This window comes from Prevotella sp. P3-122, assembly GCF_002251365.1.
GTDB lineage: Bacteria > Bacteroidota > Bacteroidia > Bacteroidales > Bacteroidaceae > Prevotella.
Genome location: NZ_NPJH01000033.1, coordinates 1 through 1711, shown reverse-complemented (window position 1 = coordinate 1711; position 1711 = coordinate 1). Strand labels below are relative to the sequence as shown.

Annotated in this window: 2 protein-coding genes; both read right to left on the bottom strand. The window is 40.3% G+C overall.

What is annotated here, in order from left to right; translation table 11 throughout:
* Nucleotides 1-661 precede the first annotated feature (661 nt).
* Entirely contained in the window at nt 662-1153 is a 492-nt protein-coding gene (locus CIL02_RS06370) for a hypothetical protein (RefSeq protein ID WP_094400067.1), read from the bottom strand.
* Between the two features lie 298 nt (nt 1154-1451).
* The coding region (locus CIL02_RS06365) for a group II intron maturase-specific domain-containing protein (protein ID WP_305775613.1) at nt 1452-1711 on the bottom strand (260 nt) is incomplete at its 5' end.

Below are 1711 nucleotides of genomic sequence, written 5' to 3'. Positions count from 1 at the left end.
TACGGCAACGTTTCCGACTGCAGCAGCTTGCAGAGGGTTTGATGCCAGTGCCTGCACACCGACACCGAGAGACCTTCTCCCATCTCATTGGCAGTTACGGCTACATCTTATATGGAAGGTAGCCAACCCTTTATATATAGATATGCGCCTCGTGGCACACGGACAGGTACCTGATTCGTTCGGTCTTCTCAATTGTATATAGATGGTTCAAGTACCTGTCCCCTGACCCTCTCGCAGAGTCCCCTCAAGGACCATTTTGTCTAAACTATCACGAAGATTATTGAGATTTTCTTTATTCTGTCCTTTGACGCATCCTACAATCAATACGAAGACAATAAAAAATACGATATTTTTTTCATAGAAACTTATTGGCTTGTTATTTAATTCTGAATTCATGGTTATATCTTCCCCATGCACCAGTGATGAAACCAATGATAGTCGGTCCAGTAACTATCCCGTGTCCTCTAGGTGTGCGATAATTCCAACCTCCAAATACATTTAAATTTATTGGGAGTGCATTTCTATAGGCCTACCGGGCAAGTCAAATTCGCTCGAATTTAATTCAACCAACGGGTTAAATAAAGGACATTTGGAGCTTTTCGGCCTACCAAATGTCTATTACGCCGTAAACCACAAAAACTTAACAGACTATTGATTGATGTCACATATATATTATTTTTTTATTAATGTTGACGGGAACATGGTCTCCAGGCAGTCCTCTACTTACATATTTTCCAATGAGCTTATTCCCTAAGAAAGTAAGATATATCAAGTCTGGCTCGTATATTATCTGAGGATAACGAGAATCTTTCAAGCCATATTTCTTGTATATTTTTGGAAAGTATTTCTTTACCTCCCTGCCAAAGCTTTTGTCATCTAATTTGAAAACGGGGCTCATAGCCAGCGATTGTCTCGGATTCGCCGTCCACATCACAAACAAGATGTCCTTACCATGAACTTTGCTTTTAAAATTATATGGACATCTATTCCACGAATCATAATCAATCTCATCGGATATTGTATATCGCTTCAGAATGTTGCTGATATCCCGACAATATACTCTTATGACATAGTCCTCGCCTTTATGAATGGAATCCAAGGAGTCAACATAAAAAGCCAGTTCCCTTTTCAAATCTTGATTGTCTATCTCCATGTACCTGTCTGTCTCCTTATAGCCTTCATTGTTACATGAAAGACATAAGAGAGTTATCGATATTAAGAAAAATATAACTTTATACATTCCTTTAAATTTAAAATATTATGAAAAAACTTACCATTTTTTCTCTACGGAAAAAGCCAGTCCATTTCCATTTACCGAGACATTGAATAATTGTTTCGTTGGGACTAGCAAAATATTAATGATGGTCAGGGTCGAGTAGAGCGAGGGAGTTTCACCCTCACCCTCTCACAGAACCGTGCGTGAAAGTCTCCCCTCACACGGCTCTTCACACTCAACGCTTTGTGCATAGACATAACCTTGGGGTCTGACCTCTCTGCCAATGATAGAAAAGACTGCGGTCTTTGCTCGCTATCTCTTGCAGCCAAATGAGAGCCTTGACAATGGGCTTGCGATGGAAACGCTTGTATTTCCTGCGTATCCAATAGGCAAGCACCATGTTCAAGTGGTTCATGACCTTGACAAATTCTGTCTTGCCGAACTTGTTATAGTAATTGTACCAACCTCGGACTTGGCTCTCAATCTCTATCCCCA